At 73.5% G+C, this 17,551-nt stretch carries 14 protein-coding genes; 10 read left to right on the top strand and 4 right to left on the bottom strand.

Annotated elements, in window-relative coordinates; all coding sequences use genetic code 11:
- Nucleotides 1-528: 528 nt before the first annotated feature.
- Together ABD832_RS26630 and ABD832_RS26625 are read right to left on the bottom strand one after the other, a co-directional pair.
- Nucleotides 529-915: a DUF1622 domain-containing protein gene (locus tag ABD832_RS26630; protein WP_344900167.1), complete on the bottom strand. Its 387-nt coding sequence runs from the start codon at nucleotides 913-915 to the stop codon at nucleotides 529-531.
- A gap of 218 nt (nucleotides 916-1,133) precedes the next feature.
- Nucleotides 1,134-2,255 carry a DUF5925 domain-containing protein gene (locus ABD832_RS26625; protein WP_344900165.1) on the bottom strand — a complete coding sequence of 374 codons (1,122 nt, stop codon included), beginning with the start codon at nucleotides 2,253-2,255 and terminating at the stop codon, nucleotides 1,134-1,136.
- A gap of 230 nt (nucleotides 2,256-2,485) precedes the next feature.
- Between ABD832_RS26625 and ABD832_RS26620 the strand changes: the two genes are divergently transcribed.
- From ABD832_RS26620 to ABD832_RS26575, 10 genes are all read left to right on the top strand, one after another.
- Nucleotides 2,486-3,256: a peptidoglycan recognition protein family protein gene (locus tag ABD832_RS26620; protein WP_344900163.1), complete on the top strand. Its 771-nt coding sequence runs from the start codon at nucleotides 2,486-2,488 to the stop codon at nucleotides 3,254-3,256.
- A 79-nt stretch (nucleotides 3,257-3,335) separates the two neighbouring features.
- Nucleotides 3,336-5,117 (top strand): methylmalonyl-CoA mutase family protein, encoded by a 1,782-nt coding sequence (locus ABD832_RS26615; protein WP_344900161.1) that lies wholly within the window; start codon nucleotides 3,336-3,338, stop codon nucleotides 5,115-5,117.
- Nucleotides 5,114-7,288 (top strand): methylmalonyl-CoA mutase, encoded by a 2,175-nt coding sequence (scpA, locus tag ABD832_RS26610; RefSeq protein WP_344900159.1) that lies wholly within the window; start codon nucleotides 5,114-5,116, stop codon nucleotides 7,286-7,288. Before ABD832_RS26615 ends, scpA begins: the two co-directional genes overlap by 4 nt.
- Complete coding sequence (gene meaB, locus ABD832_RS26605; protein WP_344900157.1) at nucleotides 7,272-8,258, top strand: methylmalonyl Co-A mutase-associated GTPase MeaB; 987 nt, start codon at nucleotides 7,272-7,274, stop codon at nucleotides 8,256-8,258. Before scpA ends, meaB begins: the two co-directional genes overlap by 17 nt.
- Before the next feature lie 1,038 nt (nucleotides 8,259-9,296).
- Nucleotides 9,297-9,488 (top strand): hypothetical protein, encoded by a 192-nt coding sequence (locus tag ABD832_RS26600; RefSeq protein WP_344900155.1) that lies wholly within the window; start codon nucleotides 9,297-9,299, stop codon nucleotides 9,486-9,488.
- Nucleotides 9,469-10,119, top strand: coding sequence for a GTP-binding protein (locus ABD832_RS26595; protein WP_344900153.1), 651 nt, complete (start codon nucleotides 9,469-9,471; stop codon nucleotides 10,117-10,119). Before ABD832_RS26600 ends, ABD832_RS26595 begins: the two co-directional genes overlap by 20 nt.
- 189 nt (nucleotides 10,120-10,308) lie before the next feature.
- Nucleotides 10,309-12,309 (top strand): CehA/McbA family metallohydrolase, encoded by a 2,001-nt coding sequence (locus ABD832_RS26590; protein ID WP_344900151.1) that lies wholly within the window; start codon nucleotides 10,309-10,311, stop codon nucleotides 12,307-12,309.
- Between the two features lie 313 nt (nucleotides 12,310-12,622).
- Complete coding sequence (locus ABD832_RS26585; RefSeq protein ID WP_344900149.1) at nucleotides 12,623-13,411, top strand: polyphosphate kinase 2 family protein; 789 nt, start codon at nucleotides 12,623-12,625, stop codon at nucleotides 13,409-13,411.
- Between the two features lie 99 nt (nucleotides 13,412-13,510).
- Nucleotides 13,511-14,953 carry a bifunctional phosphatase PAP2/diacylglycerol kinase family protein gene (locus ABD832_RS26580; RefSeq protein WP_344900147.1) on the top strand — a complete coding sequence of 481 codons (1,443 nt, stop codon included), beginning with the start codon at nucleotides 13,511-13,513 and terminating at the stop codon, nucleotides 14,951-14,953.
- A 154-nt stretch (nucleotides 14,954-15,107) separates the two neighbouring features.
- Nucleotides 15,108-16,085, top strand: a complete 978-nt coding sequence (locus ABD832_RS26575; RefSeq protein WP_344900145.1) for a hypothetical protein — start codon at nucleotides 15,108-15,110, stop codon at nucleotides 16,083-16,085.
- Between the two features lie 141 nt (nucleotides 16,086-16,226).
- On the opposite strand, the gene ABD832_RS26570 is transcribed toward ABD832_RS26575, so the two are convergent.
- Together ABD832_RS26570 and ABD832_RS26565 are read right to left on the bottom strand one after the other, a co-directional pair.
- Nucleotides 16,227-16,535, bottom strand: a complete 309-nt coding sequence (locus ABD832_RS26570; protein ID WP_344900143.1) for a TFIIB-type zinc ribbon-containing protein — start codon at nucleotides 16,533-16,535, stop codon at nucleotides 16,227-16,229.
- Between the two features lie 46 nt (nucleotides 16,536-16,581).
- Nucleotides 16,582-17,496, bottom strand: a complete 915-nt coding sequence (locus tag ABD832_RS26565) for a phosphotransferase family protein (RefSeq protein WP_344900141.1) — start codon at nucleotides 17,494-17,496, stop codon at nucleotides 16,582-16,584.
- Nucleotides 17,497-17,551: the final 55 nt, after the last annotated feature.

Below are 17,551 nucleotides of genomic sequence, written 5' to 3'. Positions count from 1 at the left end.
GGACCGGCCCGGGACGGCACGGGGCGACGGCCGGGGCGGACCCGGCCGGGCGAGGGCCCGGGAAGGGGCGGGGGCGGCCCGGGCCGGTCGTCCGGTGGATAATTCACGCGGTCCGGATGTCCGTAACCGAACGCGCCGCGGGTTTCCCGGAGGACAAATGATGTGTCTCGCTCCCGAATGGCAGCGGCCCTCCCGCGGGTTTGCGGCCGGTGCGATCGGTGCCTTCGAAGACGCCCCCCGTGACGTGTCGATCACATTGGGAGGCGACGCGGCCACGCTCGGGTAAGACAAGAGCCGTCGCGCGGGCGGGACGATTCCGGGCGTCTCGCATTGCGGAAGGCGAGCGCGAAGGGCGTGGTTCGCTCTATGACGACTATTGGTCCGTTCCAGCATCCCGGCGGATCAATCCACCGGCGTTCCCCGAATTGTTCGGCCGCCGCCCGAAAAGCGGACCGGGCGTCGCCGGGCGCGCCGGACCGGCCGGCCGCGCCGGATGCGTGGGACGTCCCGGGCGGGGCCGGTCCGGGATCAGTTCTTCTCGCCCGGCCGGGCCTGGTCCCCCTTGCCCTCCACCGCGCGCCCCTCGCGCTCGATCTCCCGGTTGAGGAAGAAGTTCAGCGCGGTACGGATGGCGGCGATCGCGGCGAGCTGCCCGATCTGCGCGAAGCTCGGCGCGATCGCGGTGCGCAGCACGTCGCTCGCCAGCTGGAACTCCAGGCCGAGTGCCAGGAAGCGTCCCAGGAACAGCCGGACGGCGATGAAGCCGTGATCGTGCCGCCGTACGGCCACCACGACGAAGCGCACGAACGCGATGGCCGCGCCCGCGAAGATCACGGCGGCCCCGGCGGCCTCGACGAGGCGGACCAGCAGGTTGACGAACTCCCTGAGGGACTCCTCCGGCAGAAGATCGAGCATGCGCTGCCGATACCCGGCGACCCCGAACCCATGCGTCCCGGACCTGCCGGGCATCACGGGTATCAAAGGCATCACCGGCATCAGGGGCATCGGCCGCGCCACGGACGTTGGGAGGTGCCCGAAGCCACGGGAGTCACCCGTGTCACGGGCACCCCGTGCGTCACCGGGACCGCGACCCCGCACGCGTCCCCGGGACATCCCGGGCCCCGTCCCGGGTCTCAGAGGTAGAGGCCGGTGCTCTCCGGGATGGTGGTGCGGTCGAGCACGCCGTCACGGAGCGCGAACAGCTCGGCGAGGGTGGCGCCGGAGCGGGGAAGCCCCTCGGTGGTGCCGAGCCAGCGGGCCGCCTCCTCGTACGGCAGGGGGCCGACCTCGATCTGGGCGAGGCAGCGGCCCGGACGGGTGACGGCGGGGTGCAGGTGGGCCAGGGGCTCGTTGGTGGTGATCGCCACCAGGACGTCGCGGCCCTGGCCGAGGAGCCCGTCGGTCAGGTTGAGCAGCCGCGACAGGCCCTGCCCGGCGGCGTCCTTGGCGCCGGACCTGATCAGCTCGTCGCAGTCCTCCAGCACCAGGAGCCTCCACCGGTCGGCGGAACCGTCCTCGTGGTCGCCGTCGTCCATGCCGACCGCCACCTCCATCAGGTAGCCGGGGGAGTGGAACAGCATCTCCGGGTCCAGCACGCAGTCGACCTGGCACCACGACCGCCACTCGTGCGCGAGCGTGCGCAGCAGCGTCGTCTTGCCGGTCCCCGGCGGCCCGTGCAGCAGCACCAGCCGTCCGTGCACCTCCGAGGGGGTCACCGACATCAGCCGGGAGAGCGGCTCGCCCACCGAGGCGGCGTAGTTGCCGGAGACCTCCGCCCAGGGGGAGGCGGTGATCGGCTTCTCCGAGCGGCGGCTGCCGTGCGGGCCCTGCCACCAGAAGCCCATCTCGACGTGGTCGCTCTGCGGGGCGGGCTCCTCGGCGTCCCTGGTGACCTCCTCGATCACCGAGCGGGCCAGCTTCTCGTCGACCGCGGTCACGCTGACCGTGGCGGCGCGGTTGCGGTAGCGGATCACACGCAGCGTCCAGCCCTCCCCGCGCAGCAGCCGCGACTCGCGGCCGTCCTTCTCCGAGGCCGCCCGCACCAGCGTCCCCGAGGCCGGGGTGAGGGAGGCGTCGGTACGGACCCGCTCCAGGCTCGCGGTGCACGACCACGGCTGGGCGCCGGTGGCGAACGGCGACAGCGCGAGCGCGTCGATCACGTCCACGGCCGAGTCGCCGTCGTCGAGCCAGACGTTCATCGGCAGTTCCCCCGGGCCGGGCTCCGGGGTGAAGTGGACCTCCTTGAGTACGGACATGGCGGTAATGATCCTCGCGGAACGCCCGCCGGTCGACGGGTTTTCACCATCCGTGGGGTGGTTTAGACCTACCGTCCATGGTCAGGGGGACGGCTGTTTCGCTGCCCGACGCCCCCGGAGTGCACTCACCTCACGACGCGACCACGATCGTTGACCGAACCGCCCATATGGTCACGTGTCAACCATTACGCTCCGACGGGCCGACATATCTCAGACAGTGGAGACGTTCCTTGGCCATCGATCTCGTTACCCGCCGCGAGTGGGGCGCCCGCTCGCCGCGCGGTTCCTACAGCAGACTCGACTCCACCAGGGGAGTGAAGGTCCACTACACGGGGGGCCAGGTCAGCCCGGACATCGTGAAGGACCACGCCCGGTGCGTCGCGATGGTGAAGTCCATCCAGAACCACCACATGGACGGCAACGGCTGGATCGACGTGGGCTACTCCATGCTGGTCTGCCCGCACCGGAAGGTGTTCGAGGGCCGCGGCCTGCACCGCGTGCCGGCCGCCAACGGCGCCGGGCTCAACAGCGCCCACTACGCCGTGCTCGGCCTGGTGGGCTCCTCGGGGTTCACCCGGCCCAACGACGGCATCCTGCACGGCATCCTGGACGCCGTCGAGTACCTCAGGGACAAGGGCGGCGCCGGCAAGGAGATCAAGGGCCACCGCGACGGCTACTCGACCAGCTGCCCCGGCGAACCCCTCTACTCCTGGGTCAGGCGGGGCGCCCCCCGTCCCGGCGCGGACCCCGGCACCCCGCCCGAGCCGCACCCCTCCTTCCCCGGCCGTACCCTCACCCAGCCGCCGGTCATGCGCGGAGAGGACGTCCGCACCTGGCAGCGGCAGATGCTCGACCGCGGCTGGGACCTCGACGTCGACGGGCTGTACGGCCCGGCGTCGGAGGACGTGTGCCGCAGATTCCAGAAGGAGAAGGGGCTGCGGGTCACCGGGGCGGTCGACCGGGTGACCTGGAACGCCTCCTGGGAGGAGCCGGTCGGCTGACCCGCGGGCCGCACGAAGATCGGCTCCGGACCCGGGCCCGGCGAGCGCCGGCGGCCGGGCTGCGCCTAGTATCCGGTGCATGACGGTGCCGCCTGAGGACCCTCGATCGGCCGGCGAGTTCCCATCGGTCACCCGTGAGCGGTGGCGGGAACTGGCGCTCGGGGTGCTGCGCAAGTCCGGAGTCGAGACCGGCTCCCCGGAGGAGGCCCTGGCCTCCACCACCCACGACGGCGTGACGATCGCGCCGCTCTACGACGCCTCCGACCTTCCGCCCGACCCCGGCCTGCCCGGACGGGCCCCCTACATCCGGGGCTCGCGCGCCCGGGGCGGCTGGGAGGTGCGCCAGCGCCACGAGACGCCCGACCCCGAGGCGATCCTCACCGACCTGGAGAACGGCGTCACCTCGCTCTGGCTCGCCCTGGAGCCCGGGGACCTGCCCGCCGCCCTGAAGGGGGTCCACCTGGACCTGATCTCGGTCGCGCTGGACGCGGGCGGGCGGACCCGCGAGGCAGCCGAGGCGCTGTTCGCGACGGCCGCCCGGGGCGGCGGGGGCGGCGCTTCCGCCCTCACCGGGACCCTGGGCGCCGACCCGCTGGCCGACCCCGCGACCGCGGCCGAGCTGGCCCGCCGCTGCGTGGCCGACCACCCGGGCCTGCGGGCGGTCGTCGTGGACGCCACGCCGTACCACGACGCGGGCGGCGGGGACGCCGAGGAGCTCGGCTGCTCCCTCGCGGCCGGCGTCGCCGCGCTGCGGACCCTGACCGGCGCGGGCCTGCAGGCCCGCGAGGCGTTCGGCCAGCTGGAGTTCCGCTACGCCGCCACCGCCGACCAGTTCCTCACCGTCGCGAAACTCCGCGCCGCCCGCAGGCTCTGGGCACGCGTCGCCGAGGAGTGCGGCGTCCCGGGCGAGCCGCAACGGCAGCACGCGGTGACCGGATCGGCCATGATGACCGCCCGCGACCCGTGGGTGAACATGCTCCGTACCACGCTCGCCTGCTTCGCGGCCGGGACCGGCGGCGCCGACGCGGTGACCGTGCAGCCCTTCGACACCCGGCTCGGCCTGCCCGACGCCTTCTCCCGCCGGATCGCGCGCAACACCCAGTCGCTGCTGGTGGAGGAGGCGGGCGTGGCCCGGGTGGTCGACCCGGCCGGGGGCTCGTTCTACGTCGAACGGCTGACCGAGGACCTGGCGGAGGCGGCCTGGGAGTGGTTCCGGGAGATCGAGCGCGCCGGAGGGATGGCCGCCGCCCTCGCCTCCGGCCTGGTCGCCGGCCGGCTGGCCGCCACCTGGGAGCGGCGCTCGGCCGCCATCGCCCGGCGCCGCGACCCGATCACCGGCGTCAGCGAGTTCCCCGACCTCGGCGAGCGGCCCGTCCTCAGGCGGCCCCGGCCGGAGAGGGAGCCCGGCGAGGGCACCGGCGCGTACCCGTGGGAGAGCGTGCACTACGCCCAGGAGTACGAGGCGCTGCGCGACCTGGCCGACGCGCGACGGGAACGGCCCGCGGTCTTCCTCGCGACCGTCGGCCCGCCGGCCGCGCACACCGCGCGGGCCTCGTTCGCGGCCAACCTGTTCCGGGCGGGCGGCATCGCCACCGTCCCCGGCGGCGCGTCGACCGACCCCGAGGAGATCGCCGCCGCGTTCACCGCCGCGGGCACCCCGGTGGCGTGCCTGTGCTCCAGCGACCGCCTGTACGCCGAGCACGCCGAGGCGGTGGCCGCCGCGCTGCGCAAGGCCGGCGCGACGCGGATCTGGCTGGCGGGCAAGGGGGAGTTCGAGGGCGTGGACTCCCGGCTGTACGCCGGGTGCGACGCGCTCGGCGTGCTCCGCACCACATTCGACGACCTGGGGGTGGCCCGGTGATTCCCGACTTCTCCGAGATCGAGCTCGGCCCGCGACCGGCCGTCGGTGCCGCCGGTGCCGCGGGCGTCGCGGACGCCCCGGAACCGGCCCCCGCCCCGGACGGGGTGTGGGAGACGCCCGAGGGCATCGACGTCAAGCCGCTCTACACCGCCGCCGACATCGACGGCCTGGACTTCCCGCACACCTACCCCGGCGCCGCGCCGTACCTGCGCGGGCCGTACCCGACGATGTACGTCAACCAGCCCTGGACGGTACGGCAGTACGCCGGGTTCTCCACCGCGGCCGAGTCCAACGCCTTCTACCGGCGCAACCTGGCCGCCGGGCAGAAGGGCCTGTCGGTCGCCTTCGACCTGGCCACCCACCGGGGCTACGACTCCGACCATCCCCGGGTGACCGGCGACGTCGGCATGGCGGGCGTGGCCATCGACTCCATCTACGACATGCGGCAGCTCTTCGACGGCATCCCGCTGGACCGGATGAGCGTGTCGATGACCATGAACGGCGCGGTGCTGCCGGTCCTGGCGCTGTACGTCGTGGCCGCCGAGGAGCAGGGGGTGGCGCCCGAGCAGCTGGCCGGGACCATCCAGAACGACATCCTCAAGGAGTTCATGGTCCGCAACACCTACATCTACCCGCCGGCGCCGTCGATGCGGATCATCTCCGACATCTTCGCGTACACCAGCGAGCGGATGCCGAAGTTCAACTCCATCTCGATCTCCGGCTACCACATCCAGGAGGCCGGGGCCACCTGCGACCTGGAGCTGGCCTACACCCTCGCCGACGGCATGGAGTACCTGCGGGCCGGCGTGGAGACCGGCCTGGACGTCGACCGGTTCGCGCCGAGGCTGTCGTTCTTCTGGTGCATCGGCATGAACTTCTTCATGGAGGTCGCCAAGCTCCGGGCGGCCCGGCTGCTGTGGGCGCGGATCGTCTCCGGCTTCGGCGCGAAGAACCCCAAGTCGCTCTCGCTGCGGACGCACAGCCAGACCTCCGGCTGGTCGCTGACCGCCCAGGACGTCTACAACAACGTGGTGCGCACCTGCGTCGAGGCGATGGCCGCCACCCAGGGCCACACCCAGTCGCTGCACACCAACGCCCTGGACGAGGCGCTGGCCCTGCCCGGCGACTTCTCCGCCCGCATCGCCCGCAACACCCAGCTGCTGCTGCAGCAGGAGTCGGGCACCTGCCGGGTCATCGACCCCTGGGGCGGCTCCTACTACGTCGAGCGGCTCACCCACGAGCTCGCCGGGCGGGCCTGGGCGCACATCGAGGAGGTCGAGGCCGCCGGGGGCATGGCCAGGGCGATCGACGCCGGGCTGCCCAAGCTCCGCATCGAGGAGGCCGCCGCCCGCACCCAGGCGCGCATCGACTCCGGCCGCCAGCCGGTCATCGGCGTCAACAGGTACCGGCCCGACGCCGACGAGCCCATCGAGGTGCTCAAGGTCGACAACACCGCGGTACGCGCCGAGCAGGTGGAAAAACTGCGCCGGCTGCGCGCCGAGCGCGACCCGGCCAGGGTCGAGGAGGCGCTGGCGGCGCTGAGCAAGGGGGCCGAGGGCGACGGGAACCTGCTCGCGCTCTCCATCGAGGCGGCCCGCGCCATGGCCACGGTCGGGGAGATCTCCGACGCGCTGGAGCGGGTCTTCGGCCGGCACGCGGCACAGATCCGTACGATCACCGGGGTGTACCGCGAGGAGGTGGGATCGGGCGTGGACGAGGTACGGGCCGCGTGCGCCGACTTCGAACGCCTCCAGGGGCGCCGCCCCCGGATCCTGGTGGCCAAGATGGGACAGGACGGTCACGACCGGGGCCAGAAGGTGATCGCCACCGCCTTCGCCGACCTCGGCTTCGACGTGGACGTCGGCCCGCTGTTCCAGACGCCCGAGGAGGTCGCCCGCCAGGCCGTCGAGGCCGACGTGCACGTGGTCGGCGTGAACTCCCTGGCCGCCGGGCACCTCACGCTGGTGCCGGCGCTGCGCGAGGCCCTGGTCGGGCTGGGCGCCGAGGACGTCATGATCGTGGTCGGCGGGGTCATCCCGCCGGGCGACTTCGAGGCGCTGCGCGCGGCGGGCGCGAGCGCGATCTTCCCGCCCGGCACCGTGATCGCCGACGCCGCCCGGGGGCTGCTGGCGGACCTGCTCACCCGGCTGGGCCATGACGCGGACGCTTGACGACTACGTCCGCGGCGTGACCGAGGGGTCCAGGGCCTGGATCGGGCGCGCGATCACGCTGGTCGAGTCCTCCCGGGCCGACCACCGGGAGCTGGCCCAGCGGCTGCTGGCCGAGCTGACCCCGCGCGCCGGAGCGGCGCGCAGGGTCGGCATCACCGGCGTGCCGGGCGTCGGCAAGTCCACCTTCATCGACGCCCTCGGCACCCGGCTGACCGGGAAGGGCCACCGGGTTGCGGTGCTGGCCGTGGACCCGTCCTCGACGCGCACCGGCGGGAGCATCCTGGGCGACAAGACCCGGATGTCCCGCCTGGCGACGGACCCGGACGCGTTCATCCGCCCCTCGCCCACCTCGGGCACGCTGGGCGGCGTCGCCCGCGCGACCCGCGAGGCGATGGTCGTGGTGGAGGCGGCCGGGTACGACGTCGTACTGGTGGAGACCGTGGGCGTCGGCCAGTCCGAGACGACCGTCGCCGACATGGTGGACACCTTCCTGCTGCTCACCCTGGCCAGGACCGGCGACCAGCTCCAGGGCATCAAGAAGGGCGTGCTGGAGCTCGCCGACGTGATCGCCATCAACAAGGCCGACGGCGCCGAGGGCAGCCCGCACGAGCTGGACGCGCGCAGGGCCGCCAGGGAGCTGGCCGGGGCGCTCCGCCTGCTGGGCGCGGACCGGACGCCCCCGGTGCTCACCTGCAGCGGGCTGACCGGCACCGGGCTGGACGAGCTCTGGGAGCGGATCGTCGCCCACCGCGACGCCCTTGAGGTCTCCGGCGAGCTCGCCGAGCGCCGCCGGCTGCAGCAGGTCCGCTGGACCTGGGCACTGATCACCGACCGGCTGCTCGCCCGGCTCCGCGAGAACCCCGAGGTCGCGGCGATCATCACCGGGGTGGAGGACGAGGTGCGCGAGGGCCTCCTGACGCCCTCGGCGGCGGCCGACCGCGTCCTCGCGGCCTTCGGCGCGGACGGCTGATCACCCGGTCGCGCGCCGGGTGACCCGCCGGCCCGGCCCGGCTCGTCGTGGCCCGTCGTGGCTTGCCATGGCCCGGGTTCGGTACGGCCCGCAGGTGACAGGCCCCTCCCGGCTCCGATCCCGCACGGTCTCTCCCCGGTCCGATCGTGCCGGTCCTGATCGCGCGGGCCCTCTCCGGTCCCGCGCGGCGCTCTCCGGTCCCCGGCGACCGGCGGGACCCCGGTCGCGAGCTCTTCTCACCCAGCGTGACCGGGTGGTGGGGGTCGCCTGGCCCCTCGGGCGACCGTGAGGCGACGGGGGAGGCCGCGCCTGCCGGAGGCGGTGGCGTATATGAGCTTGCTCACTCCCGGCGAAGCCGTAGATACCGCACGCGCTGATTTATCGAACTCGTGATACGACACGTTCCAATGTTTAAAGCGGGAATGAGGCGGTAAGAAGACCTTCCCCGAAGCGACGGTTACGATCCGGTGACGCGATGTTCGCCGGTGTTCCCGGCGTTCTCCGGCGTTCCCCGGTGTTCCGCCGGCGGCCGGAACGGCGGTCGCGGCCGTCGCGATCCCGGTCCCGATCCCGACCTCGACCAGCCCTTGGACGGGCCCCGGCGTTCCCGGACGGGACGCCGTTCCCGTGTCCGGAGGGCCGTGCCCGCCGATGACGGCCGCGCGGACGGGGCGAGCGGGCCTCGTCCGGCCCGGCGGACCGCCCCCCTTCCGAAGGGGTCCGTACCGAGAAAACCATCCTGAATTAACAAGGAGCGGCGAACAGGATCTATTCTGTTCGCTCTTGAGGGTTTTTAGTGGCATTGCTAAGGTTCGGCAGGAGCGGTGGGGATGCACGTCTGATCCCGTGCGATATGGCGACCGTCCGAACCCTGCGTGTCGACCGTTCGAAAGTACCGTTCGCTTTCTTTCTCCTTCCGGGATGGATGTCATGCACTTGCGGGACGCGAGCCCGCGGACCGGGATCACCTCGCGTCCGGTGTCGCTCACCGCTCTCCGGACGTTCACGGCGCGCATCACGCTGTGTGACGATTCGGACGTGCCGAAGACCGGGACCGCGGTCGATCGAGAAGATCACCGCCCGCGTCGGCCCCGCGGCGGGCACGACCCCGTCCCTCCCGGCGTCCCGCCCGACCAGGAGTTCGCCGTCCTGCGCGAACCGCATCCGGAGACCGACATGCACGACGAGAGGCCGTACGGGGTGATCTCGGATGAACTCCGGGCGCTCTAGCCGCGGCACCGGGCAGACGAAGCTGCCCAGGGCGATCAAGATCCTGGTCGCGGGAGGGTTCGGCGTGGGCAAGACCACGCTGGTCGGCGCGATCTCCGAGATCGAGCCGCTGCGCACCGAGGAGACCCTGAGCAACCGCAGCCTCGACATCGACGACCTGTCCGGGGTGGAGGCCAAGCGGACCACCACGGTCGCGATGGACTTCGGCCGCATCACCATCGGTGACGACTACCGTCTCTACCTGTTCGGCACCCCCGGGCAGGAGCGCTTCTGGTTCCTCTGGGACGAGCTGACCCTGGGCGCCCTGGGCGCGGTGGTCCTCGCCGACACCCGCAGGCTGGCCGACTGCTTTCCCTCGCTCGACTACTTCGAGCGGTGCGGCACCCCCTTCGTCGTCGCGGTCAACTGCTTCGACGGGGCCCGGCGCTACGAGCTGGACGAGATCAGGAACGGTCTGACGCTGCACGAGGACGTACCGATCGTGCTGTGCGACGCCAGGAAGCGCGAGTGCGGCAAGGAGGTGCTCATCGCCCTGGTGGAGCACGCGATGCACAGGCGGCTGGGCACGTCGCCCCCGCCCCGGCCGGGGGCGGCGTCCCCGGCGCAGCCGGCCGCGATCCATCGGCCGTGAGCGTGGAGCCGCCGCCCGCCCGTTCCGGAAGGAGGACCACCACCCCGGAGGGGCTTTTGCCCCTCCGCTAGGGACGAATCCCTCACCCTGGGACGCGGCCCGCCGGTGCCCCGGACGGGCCGTGCCACGATGGCGGCCACATCGGGAGCCCTACCGTGCGGAGAGACCTCTATGTGTGACGATGCGGACATGCCGCTGAGCGTGACGCGGGCGCTCGGCGAGTACCGGACGTTGCTGGCCGAGCACGGGGTCACCTGGGGAGAGGATCCCGTCTTCTACGTCCGGTCGATGGTCACCGACGCCTACCTGATGGGGACGACGACCTTCTGGGAGGTCTGCTACGGCATGCTCGGGGCCCGCTACCCCGGGGCGACGGCCCAGGAGCTCGGCACCCGGCTCGACGAGCTGGACATGGACGAGGTCGTCCGCGCGGTCCTGGCGGGCAGGGTGCTCGGCAACCTCGCCGCGCTCCGCCTGGCCGCCGGGGGCGTCACGCTGGAGGCACGGGCCCAGGCCGTACTGGACGGCCGGCCGCTGCGCACCACGCTGCTGGTCGACTCCGCGCGGCCGGAACCGGCCACCGTGCTGGTGGACGGGCGGGCCCACGTGATCGCCTCGGGCGGCGCCCGGCTCATCACGATCACGAGCCGCAGCGAGGTGGTCGCCGACGGCGCGCCCGTGGACCTGTCACCGCTGACCCGCGCCGCCCCGGCCGCCCGCCTGCGGGTCCGCGCGGGCTTCCCGTGCAAGTGGACCGTGTACGGCGAGCACGGTCAGGGCTGGTACCCCGAGGGCGCTCCCGACCGGCACGACTACCACGTGATGCCCTACTTCCACGGGGACGACCTGGTCCTGGACGTCCCGGCCGAGCCGCTGACCGTACGGGTCTCCCGGGGGATGGAGTACGCCTCCGCCGAGGCCGTGGTCACCCCGGCGCCCGGTGAGGAGACGCTGGTCGAGCTGGCCCCCGAGCGGCTCTACGACGCCGCGGCCCGCGGCTGGTACGGCGGCGACATGCACGTCCACCTCAACTGGGCCGGTGACATGGTGGGCACGCCGGGCCTGGCCGGGGTCATGCAGCACGGCGAGGACCTGCACGTGCTCAACCTGGTCGCCGGCAACGTCTCCTCCGAGCGGGTCTACGACTCCGAGGCGCTGGAGCACTGGGCCGGACGCGACCTGCCCTGGTCGGACGCCTCCCACGTGGCCAGGATCGGCGTCGAGTACCGCAACGACCTGCTCGGCCACCTGTACGCGTTCGGCGTGTCGGCCCCGCCGTCGCGCTTCCACACGGGGTTCCTCGGCACCGCCGACTGGCCGCCCAACAGCGTCGCCTGCGAGGAGCTCCGCGCGCTGGGCGCCGTCACCGGCTACAGCCACCCCTTCCACGCGCCGTTCGCCGAGACCGACGCGCCCGACAAGGCGCTGCGGCAGGGACGCGACTGCTCCTCCAGGGAGATCGTCGCCGACGCCGCGCTCGGCCTCGTCGACACGCTCGACGTGCTCAGCCAGACCTCCATCACCGCCACCGCAGCCGTCTACCGGCGCCTGATCGGGGCGGGCAACCGCATCGCGGTCACCGCCGGGACCGACGCGATGGTCTCCTTCACCCGGCGCGGCAACCAGTCCAACCCGCCCGGATGGGCCCGCGTCTACGCCCGGGTGGACGGGCCGCTGAGCGCGGCGTCGTTCGCCGAGGCGGTCAGGCGGGGGCGTACCTTCGGCACCACCGGGCCCTGGCTGGAGCTGTCGGCCGCCGGGCACGGCCCCGGCGCGACCCTGGACCTGTCGCCCGGCGAGCGGATCACGGTCACCGCCCGCTCGATCGGCCCGGAGGTGGAACGGCTGCAGATCCGTACCGCCGACGGCGTCCTGGCCGAGGGGCCACCGGACGAGCTCACCGCCGAACTGGTCGCCGGCGAGCCCACCTACGTCGTCGCCGTCGCCACGGGCGGGCCGCACGAGCGCTCCTTCACCCGCGAGGTGTACGCCCACACCAGCCCGGTCTACCTCGACGTGGACGGCCGCCACGTGGCCAGGGCCGAGGACGTCGCCTGGTGCCTGGAATGGCTGGACACCCTGGAGAGGCTGCTGCGCGAGGAGGGCACGTTCGAGGCGCCCGGACAGCTCGACGACCACCTGGACGTGATCGACCGGGCCAGAAGGGTCTACCGGGACCGTCTGACCTGATCGGCCACCGACCCCGTCCTCGCGCAGCCGCGAGCTCCGGCCCCGCACCGGCCTCGCACCGGTCCCGCACCGGCCTCGCACCGGTCCCGCACCGGTCCCGCACCGGTCCCGCACCGGCCCCGCACCGGTCCCGCACCGGCCCTGCAACGGGGCCCCGCACCGGCCCTGCGCCGTCGCGGGCCCGTCCGGCCTGTCCGGCCCGTCCGGCCTGTCCGGCCTGTCCGGCCCGTTACGGCCGGGTGCGGGCCGGGAAAGCGTGACGCGCGCCGTTTCCGGCGCCGCCCGCTCCGGGGGACATGCGAGGCTTGTCGGTATGAACCGCCTGTCCAAGATCGACCTATCGCAGAAGCTCCCCAAGAAGGAGGCGTCCGCGCGCCTCGACGAGGCCCTCGAACGCCTGCTCCGCCTGCGGCTCACGCTCGGCGGCCAGGTCGGCGAGAAACGCATCGGCCCGCCGCTGTGCGTGGTCTTCGAGGGCTGGGACGCCTCCGGCAAGGGAGGCGCCATCAAGCGCCTGGTGCGCCCGCTGGACCCGCGCCACGTCCGCGTCGCGCAGTTCGCCGCGCCGACCTACGACGAGAAGCGCCACCACTTCCTGTGGCGGTTCTGGCCGGTCCTGCCCGGCTGGGGCGGGATGGCGGTGTTCGACCGCTCCTGGTACGGGCGGGTGCTGGTGGAACGGGTCGAGGGCTTCGCCACCGAGCGGCAGTGGTCGCGCGCGTACGAGGAGATCGTGGAGTTCGAGCGGACCCTGGTCGCCGAGGGCATGATCATGGTCAAGTTCTGGATGCACGTCTCCGAGGAGGAGCAGCTGAGCCGCTTCCAGGACCGGGCCGACGATCCGCTGCGGGCCTGGAAGCTCACCGACGAGGACTGGCGCAACCGCGAGAAGCGCTCGCAGTACGAGGCCGCCGTGGAGGAGATGCTCGCCCGCACCGACCACCCGGGGGCGCCGTGGCACGTGGTCCCGGGCGACGACAAGCGCCTGGCCCGCGTCACCGTGGTGGAGACCGTCTGCGCCGCCGTCGAGGCGGAACTCGCCGCCCGGGGCCACGAGCCGGCCCCGGACTCGGCGCGCGCGGACGCCGCGGCGGACGACTGACCACGGTCCTTCGTGGTAGGCACCGGGTATCGGGATATCCGGCAGAACCGAACGGCTGCCGGTCCGTCACGCTTTTCGTCATCGCAGGGGGTGCGGCGCATGCGGTTGAGCTCGCGTCTGGGCAGGCTGGACCGGCGGGTGTTCGCCATGGTGGCGGGCACCAGGGGGGCCGGCCTCGACCGGATCGTGCCCGCGCTGTCCCGCGCGGCCGACAACTCGCTGCTGTGGGCCGGGCTGGCCGGTGCGCTGGCGATCAGCGGGCGCCGGCCGTTGCGCCGCGCCGCGACCAGGGGGCTGCTCGCGGTCAGCCTGGCCAGCCCGCTGGTCAACCTGGTCGGCAAGCAGGCCTTCGGCCGCAACCGGCCGTCGGCCGAGGGGCTCCCGGCCAGCCTGATCAAGATGCCGGTCTCGGCGTCGTTCCCCTCGGGCCATTCGGCCTCGGCCGCCGCCTTCGCCGCCGCCGTGGCGATGGAGGCGCCCCGGGCGGTCGCCGTCCCGGTCGCGCTGCTGGCGGCCGGGGTCTGCTTCTCCCGCGTCTACACCGGCGTGCACTACCCCGGCGACGTGCTCGCGGGAGCCGCGATCGGGGTGGCGGCGGGGCTGATCACCCGTCGCATCTGGCCCGAGGCCGGTGAGGCCGGGCAGGCCCGTGCCGCGCTCACCGCGCCCTCGGCGCGGCTGGATCCCGACGGCGAGGGGGCGATCGCCGTGGTCGACGGCATCGCCGAGGCGGGCGTCGCCCAGGAGTTGCGCGCGGCCCTGCCCCGGGCCGAGGTCGTCGAGGTGACGCGGGGCGCCGACCTCGGGGCCGCCCTGCGGGACGCGGCCGCCCGGGCCAAGGTGCTCGCCGTGGCCGGGGGCGACCCCGCGGTCGACCTCGCCGCCCAGGAGACGGCGGGCGGGGCCACCCCGCTGCTGGTCGTGCCCACCGGGGGCCACGGACGTTTCGCCCGCGCGCTCGGGGTGGAGAGCGTCCAGGAGGCCGTGGACGCGTACCACAACGGTGACCTCGTCGCCGTCGACGTCGGCGAGGTGGCGGGCCGGACGTTCGTCAACAGCGCCACCGTGGGCGTCCACCCGGCCCTGATGGAACGCAGGGAACGCAGGAAGCACCGGATCGGCAAGTGGCCCGCCCTGCTCTGGGCCATGGCCGAGCTGCTCGGCCCGGAAGGCGCGCGCCCCGTCGAGCTGGTCGTGGACGGCGTGCCCCGTCGCGTCTGGACGGTGTTCGTGGGCAACTGCCTGCACGAACCGCGCGGCGGCGCCCCCTCCCGCAGGCACCGCCTGGAGGACGGGCTGCTGGACATCCGGGTGCTCGCCGCCGCCGACCGGCTGCCCCGGGTACGGGTCTTCCTCAGTCTCCTGGCCGGGAGGGTGAAGCTGTCGCAGCACTACCAGCAGTGGCAGGCCGACACGTTGCGCCTGTCGGCGCCCTCGGGACGGCTGCTGCTGGCCCGTGACGGCGAGACGTTCACCGTCACCGGGGAGGTGGAGTTCACCAAGCGCCCGCGGTCGCTGCTGGTGATCCGCCCGGGGGGCTGAGCACCGTCCACGCCGGCTTCCCGGAGGGGGACGCGGCGGCTTCCCGGAGGGGGACGGGACGGCGGTGGCGGGCCCGCGGCGCCCGGAGGCCGGGAGCGGCCCGGCGATCCGGTGCTGTTTGACGCACCGTGACGGATACGGCAATAGTTGTGCGGTGACTGCCCCCCGTATTCTCTCGTGTGCCCTGGTCACCCTGGTGGCCCTGTCCGCCTGCAGCTCCGCCGGCGACCCCGTGGTCGGCCCGGCGACCGCGGGCGGAGTCGTGGGAACGGACCGGGGAGCCGGTGGCCGTACCTCCTCCGGGGCGCCCAGTGCCCCGCCCGGCGCCGTGGCGCTGACGCCCGACGAGTACCGCGCGGAGCTGAAGGAGGCGCGCGACCCGGTCCGCGACGCGGTGAAGAAGCTCGCCGGGACCGGCGGGCTGAAGACGCTCGGCAAGCAGCTGGAGCGGACCACGACCGCGGTGGACGGCGCGGTGACCCGGCTGGCCGCGCTGGCCCCGCCCGCCGAGGTGAGGACCCAGCACGACGGGTACGTCGAGGCCCTGCGCGAGCTGTCGGCCGCCCTCGGCAGCGCCCGTCAGGACGCCGCGTCCCAGCAGCTGTGCACCGGCCCGGCCGTGCTGACCAACATGGACCGGGAGGGCGCCCTGGACACGGTGGAGCAGGCCGCCAAGGCGCTGAACGGGTACCCGGCGAGCGTCGTCTCGGTCAAGGCGGCCAAGGAACGCGACCGGCGGCTGTCCAACGGCAGCTTCATCGTCTCGGAGAGCCGGACGGGCCGTGGCTCCCTCGAGGTGCGCAACGGCAACCCGCAGGACGCCGTCGTCATCATGACGCGCGGCGGCAGGAAGGCCGTCGGCGTGTACGTCCGCAAGAAGTCGAACTTCAAGATCCAGGGCGTGCGGGACGGCAACTACAAGATCTTCTACACCTTCGGCGAGGACTGGGACGCCAAGGCCCGCACCTTCACCCGGTCGTGCGACTTCCAGCAGTTCGGCAAGAGCGTGCGGTTCACCACCGTCACCACCGCCACCCAGATCCGCTGGTCCACGTGGAGGATCACGCTGCACAGCGTCGTCGGCGGGAACGTGAAGCCCAAGAAGGTCAACCCGGGCGACTTCCCCGGCTGAGCCGCGCCCGCCCGCGAGGACCGCGTCCCCGCGGCCCCCTCGGTCCCGCGTCTCCGCGGCCCCCTCGCCCCCGCGAACGCGAAGACCGCGCCCCCGTCCACGGGAGCGCGGTCTTCGCGTTCTGCTGTGAGGCCGCGGGGGTCAGGTGGAGAAGAGCATTCCCACCCAGCTGCGCTGGCGGTGGTGGCCGTAGTGGCCGCCGTGGTGCGGGGCGCCCCACGCGGGAGCGCCATAGGCGGGGGCGCCGTAGGCGGGGGCTCCGTGCGCGGGCGGCGGGGGCGGGGGCGGCGGAGCGGCGTGGGACTGCTGAGCCCACTGGCTCTCCATGCGGGTCAGTGTCTCGAGCTCGCCGTAGTCCAGGAAGATTCCGCGACAGCTCTCACACTGGTCGATGTGAACGCCGTTGCGCTCGTAGGTGCGCATGGCACCCCGACACTTGGGGCACTGCATCTGGTTGTTCTCCTTGCTCGGACGTGGTTGCCGACGTAACCACAACCTACTGCGTGGGCACACTATGGCAGGCGCTTCGATGCCGGACAATCCTGAGGCAGGACTCGACCAGCACCTCCTCCACCTCGTCCAGCGGTCGCGCCTGCCGCTCCGCCGTGGCCACCGCGGCCGCCGCGAGCTGCACGGTCATCGCCTGCGCCGGGACCTCCAGCCGCTCCCACGGGTCGCCGTCCGCGGGTACGGCGACCCCGCCCGCGGCGCGGTAGGCCGCCAGGAAGCGGTGCCACACCTCGGGGTCCAGCAGCCCGGCCGCGAACCAGGCGGCCGGCCGGGACAGGTCCCAGGCCTGGTCGCCGACGCCCAGGTCGTCGACGTCGATGAGGATCCACTCGTCCGGGGCGCGGACCAGCTGGCCCATGTGCCAGTCGCCGTGGGTCAGCCCGGCACCCGGAGCGCCGGCACCCGGACCCGGATCGGCGCCGAGGGGCAGGCAGGTGAAGGCCCGGCGCACGACCAGCTCCGCGGCGGAGCCCTCCCCGAGCCGGGCGACGGTCGTGCCCACCCGCGCGGGACCGCCCGCGGCCCGCAGCGGGGGGAGCGTCCCCGCCGGTACGGCGTGCAGCCGTGCCAGCAGCCGGGCGGCCGCCTCCCAGGGCGCCGCGTCCGGGTCGTCGTGGTCCACCGGCGTCCCGGCCGGCCAGACGGTGACCAGCCGGTCCCCGGCGGTCATGACCTCCTCGGTCACCGGACGCAGCACGATCCCGCGCAGCGCCGGGTGGGCGACGGCCCGCATCCGCTCCACCAGCGGTTCCCGCTCCGCGCCGGGCGCGTGCGCCTTGACCACGACGGGACCGGCCCGCACGATGATCACGTCCGGTCTGGTCGGCATCACCGTGCCGGGCACGCCGCCGTACCGGAGGCCGATCCGGCGCAGCCGGTCGATCAGGTCCTCGCTCTCCATCCGGCAAGTGAACCACCGATCGGCGCCCGCGCATCCGGGCGAATAGGGTGCGGGC

This window comes from Streptosporangium longisporum (genome assembly GCF_039534895.1).
GTDB classification, from domain to species: Bacteria; Actinomycetota; Actinomycetes; order Streptosporangiales; family Streptosporangiaceae; genus Streptosporangium; species Streptosporangium longisporum.
This window is presented reverse-complemented; position numbering and strand designations above follow the sequence as displayed.